The organism is Parabacteroides sp. PH5-46 (assembly GCF_029892785.1).
GTDB lineage: Bacteria > Bacteroidota > Bacteroidia > Bacteroidales > Tannerellaceae > DFXE01.
In genome coordinates, this window is record NZ_JARXXA010000002.1 from 113,156 (window position 1) to 128,820 (window position 15,665).

12 protein-coding genes are annotated in these 15,665 nt (G+C 52.3%); 9 read left to right on the top strand and 3 right to left on the bottom strand.

All coding sequences use genetic code 11. The features are described from left to right. Position 1 precedes the first annotated feature (1 nt). The 3 genes from M2470_RS02335 to M2470_RS02345 are packed head-to-tail and all read right to left on the bottom strand — an operon-like array spanning position 2 to position 3,437. Positions 2-2,011 (bottom strand): DUF3352 domain-containing protein, encoded by a 2,010-nt coding sequence (locus tag M2470_RS02335; RefSeq protein ID WP_280743580.1) that lies wholly within the window; start codon positions 2,009-2,011, stop codon positions 2-4. Between the two features lie 6 nt (positions 2,012-2,017). Continuing rightward, on the bottom strand, positions 2,018-2,446 hold the full coding sequence (locus M2470_RS02340; protein WP_280743579.1) for a SufE family protein: 429 nt from the start codon (positions 2,444-2,446) through the stop codon (positions 2,018-2,020). Positions 2,447-2,450: 4 nt separating this feature from the next. Then, positions 2,451-3,437, bottom strand: coding sequence for a M28 family peptidase (locus M2470_RS02345; RefSeq protein ID WP_280743662.1), 987 nt, complete (start codon positions 3,435-3,437; stop codon positions 2,451-2,453). Positions 3,438-3,851: 414 nt separating this feature from the next. Between M2470_RS02345 and ilvD the strand changes: the two genes are divergently transcribed. The 9 genes from ilvD (at position 3,852) to leuC (ending at position 15,660) form a co-directional block, all read left to right on the top strand. Next, positions 3,852-5,681, top strand: coding sequence for a dihydroxy-acid dehydratase (gene ilvD / locus M2470_RS02350; RefSeq protein WP_280743578.1), 1,830 nt, complete (start codon positions 3,852-3,854; stop codon positions 5,679-5,681). A gap of 27 nt (positions 5,682-5,708) precedes the next feature. Then, positions 5,709-7,406: a biosynthetic-type acetolactate synthase large subunit gene (gene ilvB / locus M2470_RS02355; RefSeq protein WP_280743577.1), complete on the top strand. Its 1,698-nt coding sequence runs from the start codon at positions 5,709-5,711 to the stop codon at positions 7,404-7,406. A gap of 27 nt (positions 7,407-7,433) precedes the next feature. Then, the gene (gene ilvN / locus M2470_RS02360; RefSeq protein WP_280743576.1) at positions 7,434-8,000 is read left to right on the top strand and encodes an acetolactate synthase small subunit; all 567 of its coding nucleotides are present in this window, start codon (positions 7,434-7,436) and stop codon (positions 7,998-8,000) included. Continuing rightward, positions 7,981-8,718: an acyl-ACP thioesterase domain-containing protein gene (locus M2470_RS02365; protein WP_280743575.1), complete on the top strand. Its 738-nt coding sequence runs from the start codon at positions 7,981-7,983 to the stop codon at positions 8,716-8,718. The genes ilvN and M2470_RS02365 overlap by 20 nt, the downstream gene beginning before the upstream one ends. A 21-nt stretch (positions 8,719-8,739) precedes the next feature. Further along, the gene (gene ilvC / locus M2470_RS02370) at positions 8,740-9,786 is read left to right on the top strand and encodes a ketol-acid reductoisomerase (RefSeq protein WP_280743574.1); all 1,047 of its coding nucleotides are present in this window, start codon (positions 8,740-8,742) and stop codon (positions 9,784-9,786) included. Between the two features lie 139 nt (positions 9,787-9,925). Next, positions 9,926-10,615: an AIM24 family protein gene (locus M2470_RS02375; protein ID WP_280743573.1), complete on the top strand. Its 690-nt coding sequence runs from the start codon at positions 9,926-9,928 to the stop codon at positions 10,613-10,615. A 10-nt stretch (positions 10,616-10,625) separates the two neighbouring features. After that, positions 10,626-12,455 (top strand): formylglycine-generating enzyme family protein, encoded by a 1,830-nt coding sequence (locus tag M2470_RS02380; protein WP_280743572.1) that lies wholly within the window; start codon positions 10,626-10,628, stop codon positions 12,453-12,455. A gap of 307 nt (positions 12,456-12,762) precedes the next feature. Next, complete coding sequence (locus M2470_RS02385; RefSeq protein WP_280743571.1) at positions 12,763-14,259, top strand: 2-isopropylmalate synthase; 1,497 nt, start codon at positions 12,763-12,765, stop codon at positions 14,257-14,259. Then, a complete protein-coding gene (gene leuC / locus M2470_RS02390) occupies positions 14,260-15,660 on the top strand; it encodes a 3-isopropylmalate dehydratase large subunit (RefSeq protein ID WP_280743570.1) in 1,401 nt (466 codons plus the stop codon). It abuts the gene before it with no gap. Positions 15,661-15,665 lie beyond the last annotated feature (5 nt).

Consider the following 15,665-nt stretch of genomic DNA (forward strand, 5'->3'; position numbering starts at 1 on the left):
CTCAGAACTTCTCTTTCCTTTCGAATGAGCCCTCTTCCGTGTAGTATTTCCAGGTGCCTTTGGGGCGGTTGTTTACAAACTTGCCTCTTACGCGTAGTTTACCGTTTTCGTAGTATTCGCGATAGCGTCCGTGGCGCTTGCCATCCTTGACTTCGGACTCACTCTGGAGCTGGCCATCTGCATAGAACTCGCGGAGGACGTTCCCCTGGAATTTCTCTACGTAAAAGCGCTTGAGTTCGCTCATAATCTCCTTCTCGGTTTGAGCGTCTTCGTTCATTTCACTGTCTTCACGGTCTATTTCATCCGAGTCGATGGTGACGGAGGTTTGCTGCGGCTCATAAGGCTTGAAAGTCATGAGGTGGTGCAGGTGCGCGGACTGTCCTTCCCCACTGATTTGCATGGCCCAATAGGGGAAGGAGTAAAGCAACTCCTTGTTTGCCTGCAAATCAGACCAGGTGGCGTTGTTCAGCATGCCTCTCAACTGAGGGTAGAACTTGTGCATATCGGCATAGAGACAGAATGTGGAGGAATTACTGAGGCCGACCTGCTTAAAGCCCGGATCATTCTTCAAAAGATTCTTCTGCTCATAGTCTTCGATAAAAGACAAGAGCGAGGCAGCCTTGTTGCTGAAAATAACGTAGTCGTCGATGAACGTATAGTAAGGCTTCTCGAAGGAATCGAAGATTCCCCCGAAGAAAAGACGGAAGAAACCCTTCATCTCCACGTAGTTTACCTCGAAGCCCTTGTACTCTACCGTCTTCACCTTGATGGGCGTGCGGCTTTTTATCTTCTTCTCGATGAAATCCATGTTGCGGCGGGCATCATCAATGTCTTTGGTACCGATGGCGAGGATTAATTCCGGCTCGCTACCCAGCAAACCGGGCTCCAGCTGCGTGATGGCGAACTCGCCCGACATCCAGCTGAGGAAATGCTCGTCTAGCGATATGCCGGACAGCTTCTCTATCCTTTTTTTGGAGTCGGTATACGAGGTGTACAGTGCCTGATTGTCGGTAGAGAGGATACGCTCGAGCTCGCGAACGAAGGTGCTCAGGTCATTCAGCCCGATGTGGGTGAAGAGAGCCGTGCGGGCGGAGAGTATCTCCTGTGCTTTCATCCTTTGCTTGCCGGAGTTGAGCATGGCGGCAACGTAGGGGTCGGCATTCTCCTTGAGGAGCGTGTATCCCTTGGTTTCCATCTTGTCTTTAGCTGTCTGGAAATAGAGGCCGGCAAAATCCATGGCGTTGGCAAACTGCTCGATGTATTCGTTCTTGCCTCCCAGGTAAATGGATAGGAAGGAGGGCAGGTTGGCGTAGTTGATAAAGATCCTGTACAGCCCCTTGTTGGCTACCAACCGGTCTGCTTCTATGAAGGCAGGGTTCAGCCCGATCTTGGGCGTCTCTTTTGCATCGATAGACGCTTCCACCAGCTTGGACGTATAAGAGGCGATGAAATGGTTATCCACGAATGCACCGTACAGGATCTCCCGCGTTTGGGGATCTCGCATCTCGAGGATGTTGATGCCGTTGTAAGTGCGGTTGGTAACGGTGAAGTCGGTCATTTTTAAGACCAGCTCGATCTGATTCTTCAAGAGGGCGAGCTTCGAGGTCTTCTGCATGTCCAACGCCAGGAGGAAATCCCAGTCCGCGCCCCTGGTTTTGTGGATAGAGATCAGCATGTCCCGCTTGCCCACGAGAGACAGCATCGTTTTATTGCTGCGGATCACGGAATCCATCATCTCTACGTGGCGGGTGATCTCCTCGAACGACTTGGCCTTGGTGAGCGCCTTGAAGGGCTCACTGTTGCTGAGGGTTTTCCAGTCGTCTACCGGGCTTGCCGACTGTATGATAAAAGCAGCGTCCTCGGGGATGAGGTAAATCTGCTGGATGTTCCGATCGGGCGAGAGAAAAATGTGTCCGACAGAGTAGAGTAGATACAAGGCGAGGACGATTCCTGCTGTGATGAGTATCTTCCCGGTGATGTTTTTCTTTTTGGTGGTTAGTTCTTCTTCCATACGTTTCTATTTGGACATTGCCTTGAAGGCAAGAGCGTACATGCGCATCTGCTTCACCATGGCCAACAGCCCGTTCGAGCGGGTGGGCGAGAGGTGCTCCCTTAAGCCTATCTTTTCAATGAAGTAGAGGTCGGCATCCAGTATCTCCTCCGGCGTGTGAGCGGATAATACGCGGATCAGCAGAGATACGATGCCCTTAACGATCAAGGCGTCGCTTTCCGCCTGGAAGTACACCAGCCCGTCTGTGTAGTCGGCTTGCAGCCACACCCGGCTTTGGCAGCCTTCAATCAGGTTGCTCTCGGTTTTGTACTTGTCGTCGAGGTCGGGCAGCATGTTTCCCAGATCTATCAGGAGGGCGTACTTGTCCATCCAGTCCTCGAAGGTAGAAAACTCCTCTATTATCTCGTCTTGCAGTTGCTTGATTGTTTGTGTCATGATGTTACTTTGAATAGATTACTTCCAGCACCGTTTGGCCAACGGCTTGTAGTGTCTCGCGGTTGATATTCTCCATTGTATCGTTATGCGTATGCCAATAAGAGCCGAAACCATGCGTGTTGTCGAGGTTGGTATGGATGATGTCGATGCAAGGAATGTTTCGTCCGGCAATCACAGGACCGTGATCATCGGTAATATAGCTTCCGTTGGCATTGATGAAGAACTTGCCGTAGCCCAGATCGCGTGCGGTGCTCCAAACTTTCTCTACGATATGGGGAGCATATTGCATGGAGAAGCCTTCTTTGTAGAAACTGGCTCCCTTGGCGCCTACCATGTCCAGGAGGATGCCGTATTCTGCCTTATAGTTGGGAACGTGCGGCTTTTTTGCCCAGAATTGAGAGCCCAAACACCATGAGTTCTGCACGTATTGGTGCTCTTTATCGAAGGTGGGGACGCCATAGTCCTCAGCATCGAAGAAAATAATGTCGATACCTTTGTCCGGGGCGTTTTCTCCCAACAGGCGAGCAATCTCGAGCAGGACGCCCACTCCGCTGGCTCCGTCGTCAGCTCCGTCGATAGGCATACGCTGCCTGGCAGGGTCGGGATCATAGTCGGCGTACGGACGGCTATCCCAATGGGCGAAAAGAAGAATGCGCTTACTGCTCTCCGGCTTATAAGATCCGATGATGTTACGGGCCTGCAGGCGCTCGCCGTTGTAAGCCGTCAGCGTCATTTCCTGTACGTAGAGCTCGGCGCCCATTCGCTTCAGCTCGGCAGCCAGATAGTCGCCACACGCCTGGTGAGGTTTCGAGTTGGGAACTCTCGGGCCAAACGCCACCTGAGCGGCAACGTACGCGTACGCACTGTCGGCATTAAAATGAGGTGTAGTACTGCTTGCATTCACTGCTGCTTTGCTTTCCGTCTCTACCGCCCCCTTGTTTCCGCAGGAAAAAAGGATCAGCGACAAGATCGTCAGGGTAATCTTAAACATCTCCATACATTGTATATAGGTAAGAACCCCACAAAGATAATGGAAAATAATAAAAGAGGCATGGTGAACGATGAATGATAAATGTGGGATGAGGAATTTTCCCTTTGTTACGGCCTATGCGTCTTACAACCTTTAAGCCGGCAAGGTGAATTTATGTGTAATTGAAAGTTTTTTCATGCTTTTTCTATCAAATGTTTTGGTGATTTGGAATATTGTTCTACATTTGCAGCCAAATAATAGAGAACAAGACGTATTTATGACAAACAACAACTTACATATCATCATTTCTGTGGTCCTTCTAGTCATTGGCTGGTAAGCGGAGAAGGTGTGTAAGAAGTTAATAGGTCGAAATGATATTTCTGAAGCCCCTTTCTCCCGCGAGAAGGGGGCTTTTCTATTTACAACACGGAATATATGAAGCACGAATTACGAAGTTTAAGCAGTACACAGGGAAGAAGGATGGCCGGAGCACGTGCCCTATGGCGCGCCAACGGTATGAAGGATGAACAAATGGGCAAACCCATCATCGCCATAGTTAATTCCTTTACCCAATTTGTCCCCGGACATGTTCACCTGCACGAAATAGGTCAACTGGTGAAGGCAGAGGTAGAACGCTTTGGTTGTTTTGCCGCCGAGTTCAACACCATCGCGATCGACGACGGGATTGCCATGGGGCACGACGGGATGCTATATTCCCTGCCCTCGCGCGACCTGATAGCCGACAGCGTGGAGTATATGGTGAATGCCCACAAGGCCGATGCGATGATATGCATCAGTAATTGTGACAAAATCACGCCGGGCATGCTGATGGCTGCCATGCGCCTGAACATCCCCGCCGTGTTTGTATCCGGTGGCCCGATGGAGGCCGGGAAGTTAGGCGAGCGCTCGCTCGATTTGATCGACGCCATGATAGAATCGGCAGATGATAGCATCAGCGACGAGCAGATCAATAAGGTAGAGCATGCAGCCTGTCCCACTTGCGGAAGTTGCTCCGGCATGTTCACCGCCAACTCCATGAACTGCCTCAATGAGGCAATAGGACTTGCCCTGCCCGGCAACGGAACCATCGTGGCAACCCACGCCAACCGTATCGCCCTCTTCCGCAAGGCCGCTCGCCTGATCGTTGAGAATGCAAACAAATACTACATGGAGGGTGACGACTCTGTATTACCCCGCAGCATAGCCACCCGCCAGGCGTTCCTGAACGCCATGTCGCTCGATATCGCCATGGGCGGCTCTACCAACACCGTGCTTCACCTGCTGGCCGTAGCGCACGAGGCGGAAGTAGACTTCAGCATGCAGGATATCGACGCCCTCTCGCGAAAAACCCCGGTGCTCTGCAAGGTGGCGCCCAACACGCCCCAGTATCACATCCAAGACGTGAACCGCGCCGGTGGAATCATCGCAATCATGGAAGAATTACTGAAGGGCGGACTGATAGACGGCTCCGTAAAACGGGTAGACGGCCTCACGCTGGCCGAAGCCATCAGTCGCTACAGCCTTTTATCCCCGAACGTAACCGATTCGGCTAAGAATATCTACCTGAGCGCTCCCGCCGGACGCTTCAACTTACAGATGGGCTCGCAGGAGACCTACTATAAGGAGCCCGACACTGATCGCGCCTCAGGTTGCATACGCGATATTGCTCACGCCTACGTAAAAGAGGGAGGCCTCGCCGTATTGTACGGTAACATCGCCCTCGATGGATGCGTGGTAAAGACTGCCGGAGTAGACGAGAGCATCTTCAGCTTCTCGGGCCCCGCCAAAGTGTTCCACTCCCAGGAAGAAGCCTGCAAGGGAATACTGGGCGATGAAGTCGTCGCCGAGGATGTCGTCGTTATCACCTACGAAGGGCCCAAGGGCGGACCGGGCATGCAGGAAATGCTCTACCCCACGTCTTACATCAAGAGTAAACACCTGGGGAAAGCTTGCGCGCTGATCACCGACGGACGATTCAGCGGCGGAACATCCGGCCTTTCCATCGGACACGTCTCTCCCGAGGCAGCAGCCGGAGGAGCCATCGCCCTGGTACAGAATGGCGACATCATCGAGATAGACATCCCCAAGCGGAGCATCCGTTTGATGGTAGATGACAACGAGCTGGAGAAGCGTCGCCGGGCCGAAGAGGCCAAAGGAGCTGCCGCTTTCACCCCCGCCAACCGTCAACGCACCATCTCCAAGGCTCTGCAAGCCTACGCCAAGATGGCTGCCTCAGCCGACAAAGGCGCAGTACGTATAATATAACGAATCACCATTAACAACTTACCATTTATGGACAAGAAAATAACAGGCTCGGAGGCCATGCTCAAGACATTGATAGCCGAAGGCGTTGACACCATCTTTGGCTATCCCGGCGGACAGGTAATCCCCCTGTACGACTCCTTGTACGACTATCAGGACAAACTGAAACATATTCTCGTGCGCCATGAACAAGGCGCTACACACGCTGCCCAGGGATACGCGCGAGTATCGGGCAAGGTAGGCGTAGCGCTGGTTACTTCGGGGCCGGGAGCCACCAATACCATCACCGGCATTGCCGATGCTATGATGGACAGCACGCCCATTGTAGTGATCTCCGGGCAGGTACCTTCGCCATTATTGGGGTCGGATGCCTTTCAGGAGATAGACGTCATCGGCATCACCCAGCCTATCACCAAATGGGCCTATCAGATCCGTAAGCCCGAGGAGATTGCCTGGGCCGTGTCGAGAGCCTTCTACATCGCTTCCAGCGGACGACCCGGACCGGTAGTGCTCGACTTCGCGAAAGACGCGCAGGTAGGTACCTTCGACTATACATACGAAAAGGTAGGCTTCATCCGGAGCTATCAGCCCATACCCGACATAGAAGAGGAGCGGATAGCCGAAGCCGCCGCACTGATCAACCAGGCAAAGAAACCCTTCGCCCTCGTAGGGCAGGGTGTTATCCTGAGTGGCGCCGAGAAGGAGCTGGCCGCCTTCCTTGAAAAGGCAGATATACCCGCCGGCTCTACCACGCTGGGACTCTCCGCCATGCCGTCAGACTACCGCCTGAACAAAGGCATGCTGGGTATGCACGGAAACGTAGGGCCGAACCGCAAGACCAACGAATGCGACGTATTGATCGCCATCGGTATGCGCTTCGACGACCGGGTAACCGGCAATTTACAGACCTACGCCCGCCAGGCCAAGATTATCCACCTCGATATAGACCTCTCCGAGATTGGCAAGAACGTACCCGTGCATGTACCCGTTCTGGGAGATGCCAAGCAGACCCTTGCTGCCCTCACCGAGCAGCTGAATCCGGCCAGGCACACCGAGTGGATCGCCTCATTCGAGCCCGATGAAAAGGAAGAGTACACGAAAGTAATTGAGCGAGAGGTATTCCCGGCTGACGACCGCCTGTTGCAGATGGGTGAAATCATCCGCCGCGTTTCCGAAGCTACCGACAACAAGGCGGTATTGGTTACCGACGTTGGGCAGAACCAGATGATGGGCGTGAGATACTTCAAATACAGTCAGACCCGCAGTGTCGTTACCTCGGGAGGCTTGGGTACCATGGGCTTCGGCCTGCCCGCCGCCATAGGCGCCAAGTTCGGCGCTCCCGACCGCACGGTTTGCCTCTTTGTTGGCGACGGCGGCCTGCAGATGACTCTTCAGGAGCTGGGAACAATCATGCAGGAGAAGCTAGACGTGAAGATCATCGTCTTGAACAACCACTTCCTCGGTATGGTACGCCAGTGGCAGGAGTTATTCTTCGATAAACGATACTCCGGTACCTCGATGGACAACCCGGACTTTGTGGCCATTGCCCGAGCCTACGGAATGGGGAGCCGCGTTATAGAGACACGCAGCCAATTAGACGCTGCCATTGCCGAAATGCTGGCGCACAAAGGCCCATACGTATTAGTGGCCAATGTAGAAACTCACGGCATGGTTTACCCCATGGTGCCCGCCGGAGGAAGCATTACCGATATCATCATGGGCGAGTAAAACACCTTAATAACAAAGTACAGAACGATGGATACGAAGACATTATATACAGTGATCATCTTTTCCGAGAACACAGTGGGGCTGCTTAACCAGATAACCATTATCTTTACGCGCCGACAGTTGAATATCGAGACCTTGTCTGTCTCCCCCTCGGCTATCAAGGGGGTACACAAGTTTACGATCACCACCTTCGCCACCGAAGACATGATAGACAAGGTGGTAAAACAGATAGACAAACGCGTAGACATCCTGAAGGCCTACTATAACACCGACGAAGACTTAGTGTATCAGGAAATCGCCTTGTATAAAGTGAGCACCGAGAAGTTCCTCGGCCTGGACGCGGTGGAATCATTGATCCGCAAGTACAACGCCAGGGTGCTCGACATGAATGAATCCTGCATCGTGTTGGAAAAGAGCGGTCATTACGAAGAAACACAGGCCCTGTTCAACGAGTTGAGCCATTCCATCGGCGTGTTGCAATTCATCCGCTCCGGCCGCGTGGCTATCACCAAGAGCAAGGTAGAGCGCCTCAGTGATATGCTGTCTTCCATGAAGAAAAAACTAGACATTAAGAATGGAGACGAAGAAAACTAAGCTGGGAGAATTCCCATTCGTAACTGAATCGTACCTGCTGGACTTTCGGGGACAGCTAACAATCCCTATGATTGGTACTTATTTGCTGCATGCAGCGTCTATCCACGCAGCGCAGAGAGGTTTTGGCTTTGCAGACATGAACAACAGGCGGACCGCCTGGGTATTGTCTCGCCTGGCCATAGAGATGTATCGCTATCCCGGAATGTCCGAGCACATCACCCTTTACACCTGGATAGAAGACGTAGGGCGCTTGTTCACCTCCAGGTGCTTTGAGCTGGTAGACGCCTCGGGAGTTCCCTTGGGCTATGCACGCTCTATCTGGGCGGCCATTGACGTAGACTCGCGAAAGCCCACGCCACTCGACGTAGAGGCACTCAGCGAGTATATCACCCAGCGCGATTGCCCCATCGAGAAGCCCGGCAAGATACAAGCCGTGGAACAAGAAACAGGCGGCGTTCCCTACCGGGTGAGATACAGCGACCTCGACGTGAACGGCCATCTCAACAGCATCAAATACATGGAGCATATGCTCGACCTGTTTTCGCTCGACATGTACGATCAAAAAAACATCCGGCGCTTCGAGATCTCCTACCTGTCTGAAGGCCGCTACGATATGGACTTACAGCTTTTCATGGCAGAAACCTCCACCAATAAATACAGCATGGCTATGTGCCATGAAGATAAAGCAATATGCCGCGCTGCGGCCCTGTGGGACTAAACACATTATTTAATAAAGATTATGGCAGAAATGAATTTTGGAGGGGTTACCGAAAACGTAGTAACCCGCGAAGAGTTCTCCTTAGAGAGAGCAAGAGAAGTATTAAGCAGTGAAACAATCGCCGTGATAGGATACGGCGTACAAGGCCCCGGCCAGAGTCTCAACCTGAAAGACAATGGCTTCAACGTAATCGTGGGCCAGCGCAAGGGCGGCAAAACCTGGGATAAGGCCGTAGCCGACGGATGGGTGTCGGGCGAAACCCTGTTCGACATCGAAGAGGCCTGTAGCAAGGCAACTATCATTCAGTATCTTCTTTCAGACGCTGCGCAGATCGAAGTATGGCCCCGCATTCAGAAGTACCTCACCCCGGGCAAGGCCCTGTACTTCTCGCACGGATTCGGCGTTACCTATAAAGAGCGCACAAACATTATCCCTCCGGCTGATGTAGACGTAATCCTGGTAGCTCCCAAGGGCTCGGGTACCAGCCTCAGACGGATGTTCCTACAGGGAAGAGGGCTCAATTCCAGCTTCGCCATCTATCAGGACGCAACCGGCAAGGCCTGGGATCGCGTGGTAGCACTTGGCATAGGCGTAGGATCGGGCTATCTGTTCGAGACAACCTTCAAGAAAGAAGTTTACTCCGACCTTACCGGCGAGCGCGGAACTTTGATGGGTGCCATCCAGGGATTGCTGTTAGCCCAGTATGAAGTGTTGCGTGAAAACGGGCACACTCCCTCCGAGGCCTTTAACGAGACCGTAGAAGAGCTCACCCAATCACTGATGCCCCTATTTGCCGAGAACGGCATGGACTGGATGTATGCCAACTGCTCTACCACCGCCCAGCGAGGTGCCCTAGACTGGATGACTCCCTTCCACGACGCCACAAAACCGGTGTTCGAGAAGCTGTATAAAGAAGTAGCCTGTGGTAACGAAGCCCAACGCTCTATCGATACAAACAGCAAACCTGATTATCGCGAGAAACTGGAAGCCGAACTGAAGGAACTACGCGAAAGCGAAATGTGGCGAGCCGGTGCGGTAGTCCGCAAACTTCGTCCGGAGAATAACTAAAACTTACTGTTACCCCTCGCACTGCCACGCGAGGGGTGCCTAGAGCTTGTGACACTTCTTTCATCGCCTTGGAAGGGGTGTCATTATTTTTTTTCCTATATTTGTTGAACATTTACTAATCATATTAATTTTAATTATCATGGAAAAGTACTCCATTCAGTCTTTTATTAAAGAAACCGTGCAGGATGATGCAAAAAATGGCCTCTTCGAGTTGGAGAAGGACTATATCCTGGAATTAAACATCAAGAATCAGTCTATCATGATCAAGAAAGGTGCAATGATCGCCTACGATGGAGCTGTGAAGTTCGAGCGTGAGGGCATTTTAAGCAAGGGCATTGGCAATTTGCTGAAGAAAGCCGTAAGTGGAGAGGGAACCTCAATGATGGTGGCCTCCGGTACGGGAAGAATCTATGTGGCAGACTTGGCAAAGAAGGTTCGCGTGTTGTATTTAGAGAACGAATCAATCAACGTAAATGGTAACGATATCCTGGCACACGAGGAATCGTTGCAGTCTGACGTGAAATTGATGAAAAGCGTGGCAGGAATCATGGGCGGTGGCCTCTTCCAGGCAAGTATTAAGGGTACCGGACACGTGGCTATCACCACACACGGCGATCCGCTGACTCTTTTGGTGAAGCCCGGACAGCCCGTCTTTACCGATCCGAATGCCACAGTAGCGTGGTCGGGTAACCTTACACCCACTTTCAAAACCGACATTTCTCTTAAGACGCTCATCGGACGTGGTAGTGGCGAAAGCTTCCAGATGCAGTTTGAAGGCGACGGTTGGGTAATTGTTCAGCCTTACGAAGAAGTCTACGGAGCTGAATAACGATTAGATAATGAGACCGTCCATAAAGCCTACCATCGTTTTACTGATGTTTCTCCTGCTGCAGGCAACGCTCACGGCTCGGGAACCCGCGAACATTGCTGCCGGACAATATGTCATCAAGGCGAACATCCGGGATGTGAAGAGCGGGACGGTCTTTTTCCTCAAAGTCTTTGAGACGCAGCGTATCATCCACTCGATGTCTATCGAGAAAGGTACGTTTACAATGCGTGGCAACCTGTCCGACACACCGCAACACCTGTGGCTTTGCACCACTATAGAGGATGAGTTCTATTACTGCGACCTGCTACTCGACAGTGATACATTATATATAGAAGGAAGCATCAAAGACTTTCCTTATTACCTCAGCTACCGGGGCGAGAATACCCCCATGAAACACTATGCCGAATACCTTGGCCTTGTAGAGCATCAAAACCGTCAGCGAGACAGTTTACAACATGTCTCTGAGCTATACCACAGCGTAGGAGCCTGGACAGAAGCCGGTGGATACTCCAGCGGAGTAGGAGCCCTCGTAAAAAAGTTCAGCAAGAAGAAGAAACAAGAGGCTGAGCAGCCTAAACGCATCGGTCTGGACGTAGATTGGGAGCTGAAACAGGTAGAACACGAGCGGGATTCGATCCGTTTCGAGTTTGTTTACAGCCACATGGATACATATGCAGGGCAATTCTTGCTTACGCGCTTCATGAAATTGATATCGATAGACTCGCTCCGGCAATTCTACCGCCTGATTCCCGTAGAAATGAAGAAGACGAAGTTTGCCCGCATGCTGAGCAACCAGATAAATCCCTACGCCGACAATGTGATCCGCCAGGCCGACAACCTGCTTTCTATCACCGACGCTACCGACGCCGAAAAAATCACCTACGCCGGCGAGGCCTTCAGCCTGTACGAACAGGGCGTGCGCCTCGACCCCGAGCGTACCGACGGATACATCGCTTTGGCGACTATGTACGAGCGCCTGCTGCCGCTGAAAGGCATCGAGGCCTACGATATCTCCTCGCACTATTGGGACATGTTTATGGCCGACACCAACATCCGCGAGACTGAGCGCACAGAGGCCCAGAAGCGCAAAGCCGAAGTGCTCTACCGTAAGCACCTCGCCACTAATACCATCCCCGAGATGGTGGACGTAAAAGGAGGCAGCTTCGAGATGGGCTCTATCTATAAGGAAGACAATAACGAGCCCCATCGCGTAACGGTGGGAGACTTCCGCATGAGCAAGTACGAGATAACCAACCATCAGTTTGCCGCCTTCCTGGAAGCCTACGGTAGTAATACCATCACAAGCGGCCCCGATGAAGGCCAGCTTCTCTATTACGAATGCAACTGGGGGATCGAACAAGGCCGTCCTGCCAAAGGATATGAGTCTCACCCGGCCATTTACATCACCTGGTACGGTGCGCAAGCCTATTGTCAGTGGGCCGGAGGCCGTCTTCCTACCGAAGAAGAGTGGGAGTACGCCGCCCGAGGCGGAAAATACGGCAAACACTCCAATCTCTATAGCGGCGGAATGAATCTGGACAGCTTAGGCTGGTATGCCGGAAACGCCGAAGGCAAGCCGCATCCTGTTGGCCTGAAAGTTCCCAATGAACTGGGTCTGCATGACATGAGCGGTAACGTTTGGGAGTGGTGCGCAGATACATTTTATAAAGATGATCGCCTATATGCTCCCGTCCGAGGCGGCTCTTGGTTTATCGAGAGGGCTTTGTGCCGTCCTACCTGCCGTTATTCGATCTATCCCGGCAGTAAACACTTCAACAATGGCTTCCGTTTGGTAAAAGATATAGCTTCTATTAGCATCATAAAGGTGCCGGGAGACTAAATATGTTCACAATAAATACGGTTTATCTTTCATTTTATAAGAAAAACCCCGTAAAAAATATCGTTTTATATTTGGGCGTGTCAAAAAAGGCTGTATATTTGCAGCCGATAAACAATATCACAATGAAAAGAAACATCGCAAATAGTCTCATTATTTCTATTATTATTCTACTCTGGGAACAGGATAGGAAGTGAGATAGTTGTGCGTATTCAGTATAGGAAATTTAGGCCTCTCTCACTTCCAGGTGAGGGAGGTTTTTTGTTTATAGGACGAAATGAATAGAATAGATACATAAAAAGCGAAGAAGATGTCTGACAGATTGTTTATTTTTGATACAACATTGAGAGACGGTGAGCAAGTGCCCGGCTGTCAGTTGAACAGCATTGAGAAGATAGAAGTAGCCCGCGAGCTGGAAGGCTTGGGTGTAGATGTGATAGAGGCCGGCTTTCCGGTTTCATCGCCCGGCGACTTCAATAGCGTAGTAGAGATAGCGAAGGCTGTTACCTGGCCTGTCATCTGTGCCCTCACACGCGCCGTAGAGAAGGACATAGACGTTGCTGCCGAAGCCCTCAAGTATGCCAAGCGTGGACGCATCCACACAGGCATCGGCACATCCGACTATCACATCCGCCACAAATTCAACTCCAACCCGGACGAGATACTACAGCGTGCCATCGCCTGTGTAAAGTACGCCAAGCGCTATGTAGAGGATGTAGAGTTCTACGCCGAAGATGCCGGACGTACCGATAACGAATATCTGGCTCGCGTGATAGAGGCCGTGATCAAGGCTGGGGCTACTGTTGTAAACATCCCCGACACCACAGGCTATTGTCTGCCCGATGAATACGGTGCGAAGATCAAATATCTGATGGAGAACGTAACAGGCATACATAAGGCGATCATCTCCACCCATTGCCACAATGATTTAGGGATGGCGACAGCCAATACGATACAGGGTGTGCTGAACGGAGCCCGTCAGGTAGAAGTAACCATCAACGGTATAGGCGAACGAGCCGGCAATACCTCGCTCGAAGAGGTGGCGATGATCTTCAGGAGCCATAAGGAAGCAGGGATCGAGACCAATATCAACAGTCAGCGTATCTATGACATGAGTCGCATGGTATCGCGCTTGATGAATATGCCGGTGCAACCCAACAAAGCGATTGTAGGACGCAATGCCTTCGCCCATTCCTCGGGTATCCACCAAGACGGCGTATTGAAAAACCGCGAAAGTTACGAAATCATCGACCCGAAAGACGTGGGCATAGACGATAGCGCCATTGTGCTGACGGCCCGTAGCGGACGTGCTGCCCTTAAGCATCGCCTGCAAGTGCTGGGTGTAAACCTCGAGCAGGACAAACTGGACAAAGCATACGAGGAATTCCTCAAGCTGGCCGACCGCAAGAAAGACATCAACGACGACGACGTACTTATGCTCGTTGGGAAAGACCGCACCGCCATGCATCGCATCAAACTGGAATACCTACAGGTTACCTCGGGTGTGGGCGTGAAGTCGGTTGCCAGTATTTGCCTCAATATAGCTGGAGAACGCTTCGAAGCCGCTGCCTCGGGCAATGGTCCGGTAGACGCGGCAATCAAAGCAATCAAGTCGATCATCCATCGCACCATGACGATACAGGAGTTTCTGATACAGGCCATCGACAAGGGCAGTGACGACATGGGAAAAGTGCACATGCAAGTGGCCTACGACGGGAATATATACTATGGCTTTGCCGCGAACACCGACATCATCGCTGCATCGGCTGAAGCCTTCATAGACGCAATCAATAAATTCATACAATAAATGGGAAAGACATTATTTGAAAAGATATGGGAGAAGCACGTGGTAGATACGCTGCCCGACGGAACGATACAGTTGTACATCGACAGGCTGTACTGCCATGAAGTAACCAGTCCGCAAGCCTTTGCCGGACTTCGCGAGCGGGGACTCAAGCCCTTCAGGCCGGAGCGCGTAACCTGCATCCCCGACCATAACGTGCCGACACTGCATCAGGATCAGCCCATCGCCGACCCTGTTTCCCGCAATCAGGTAGACACGTTGGAGAAGAATGCCCGGGACTTCGGGCTGACGTATTACGGCCTGCAGCATCCCAAGAACGGCATCATCCATGTGGTAGGCCCCGAGAACGGACTGACGCTACCCGGCATGACTATCGTCTGCGGCGATTCGCACACTTCAACTCACGGAGCAATGGGCGCCATCGCCTTCGGGATCGGCACCAGCGAAGTGGAGATGACGCTGGCCACCCAGTGCATCATGCAGCGCAAGCCCAAAACCATGCGCATCACCATAGACGGGCAGCTAAAACCCGGTGTGACGGCCAAGGACATCGCCCTCTACATCATCAGCCGCATGACAACGGGTGGAGCCACCGGTTACTTTGTAGAGTACGCCGGAGAAGCCATCCGCAACACCACAATGGAAGACCGGCTAACGATTTGTAACCTCTCCATCGAGATGGGTGCCCGTGGCGGCATGATCGCCCCGGACCAGATCACCTTCGACTACCTGAAAGACCGTGAGTTTACTCCTCGCGGCACCGAGTGGGAGAAGTCGCTGGCCTACTGGAAGACACTGTATAGCGATCATGACGCCGTATTCGATAAGGAAGTTACCTTCCACGCAGAAGACATCGAACCAATGCTTACGTACGGAACCAATCCGGGTATGGGCATGGGCATCCGTGAAAATATCCCCTCACTGGAGAGCATCGATGAGGCCGGACGCGTATCGTTCATGAAGGCGCTTGAGTATATGGGTTTCAAGGACGGTGAGCCGATGCTGGGCAAGACGATAGATTACGTCTTTTTAGGTAGTTGTACCAACGGACGTATTGAGGATTTCCGTGCCTTTGCCTCGGTGGTGAAAGGTCGCAAGAAAGCCGACCATGTGACGGCCTGGCTGGTTCCGGGAAGCTGGATGGTAGAGAAGCAGATCCGCGTCGAAGGGATCGACAAGGTGCTGACGGAAGCAGGCTTTGAGCTACGCCAACCGGGTTGCTCCGCCTGCCTGGCCATGAACGATGACAAAGTGCCGCCAGGAAAGTATGCCGTCTCCACCTCCAACCGCAACTTTGAAGGACGCCAGGGACCCGGCGCCCGCACCATACTGGCAGGCCCTTTGGTAGCCGCTGCTGCTGCCGTAACCGGCGTAATCACTGATCCGAGAGAACTAATAAAGTAAAGCAA

Coding starts and splice junctions, on each gene's coding strand:
- M2470_RS02335 (WP_280743580.1), bottom strand. CDS start 2,011: ATGGAAGAAGAACTAACCACCAAAAAGAAAAACATCACCGGGAAGATA.
- M2470_RS02340 (WP_280743579.1), bottom strand. CDS start 2,446: ATGACACAAACAATCAAGCAACTGCAAGACGAGATAATAGAGGAGTTT.
- M2470_RS02345 (WP_280743662.1), bottom strand. CDS start 3,437: ATGTTTAAGATTACCCTGACGATCTTGTCGCTGATCCTTTTTTCCTGC.
- ilvD (WP_280743578.1), top strand. CDS start 3,852: ATGAAGCACGAATTACGAAGTTTAAGCAGTACACAGGGAAGAAGGATG.
- ilvB (WP_280743577.1), top strand. CDS start 5,709: ATGGACAAGAAAATAACAGGCTCGGAGGCCATGCTCAAGACATTGATA.
- ilvN (WP_280743576.1), top strand. CDS start 7,434: ATGGATACGAAGACATTATATACAGTGATCATCTTTTCCGAGAACACA.
- M2470_RS02365 (WP_280743575.1), top strand. CDS start 7,981: ATGGAGACGAAGAAAACTAAGCTGGGAGAATTCCCATTCGTAACTGAA.
- ilvC (WP_280743574.1), top strand. CDS start 8,740: ATGGCAGAAATGAATTTTGGAGGGGTTACCGAAAACGTAGTAACCCGC.
- M2470_RS02375 (WP_280743573.1), top strand. CDS start 9,926: ATGGAAAAGTACTCCATTCAGTCTTTTATTAAAGAAACCGTGCAGGAT.
- M2470_RS02380 (WP_280743572.1), top strand. CDS start 10,626: ATGAGACCGTCCATAAAGCCTACCATCGTTTTACTGATGTTTCTCCTG.
- M2470_RS02385 (WP_280743571.1), top strand. CDS start 12,763: ATGTCTGACAGATTGTTTATTTTTGATACAACATTGAGAGACGGTGAG.
- leuC (WP_280743570.1), top strand. CDS start 14,260: ATGGGAAAGACATTATTTGAAAAGATATGGGAGAAGCACGTGGTAGAT.